The organism is Campylobacter sp. LMG 17559 (genome assembly GCF_024723605.1).
Lineage (GTDB): Bacteria > Campylobacterota > Campylobacteria > Campylobacterales > Campylobacteraceae > Campylobacter_D.
Window position 1 is genome coordinate 1 of the sequence record NZ_JANQCZ010000078.1, and the last position, 249, is coordinate 249.

A 249-nucleotide genomic window follows, 5' to 3' on the forward strand; every position below is an offset into this window, starting at 1 on the left:
GCTATTGAAGCTGTAGCAGCAAATTCAGCAAATTGACTTGAGCCATCACCTTTTGCACTAAAACCAAAAGCAGCTGAGAATGCTGTTACAAAAGCCAGATTGCCTTCATAAACCTTAGACATTTCTTTACCACTACCTACAGAAAATCCTGAACCTTCACTCATACCGCTACCACTTACTGCCATAAATGCCCCGATATCTGAAAAGGTAACTACCATTTTACCGCCACCCTTATAAGCATTAAAGCCC

General features: G+C 41.4%; 1 pseudogene. It reads right to left on the reverse strand.

The features are described from left to right. Window positions 1-218 (reverse strand): annotated as a pseudogene (locus tag CAMP5082_RS08390) (flagellin); the annotation flags it as partial. Window positions 219-249 lie beyond the last annotated feature (31 nt).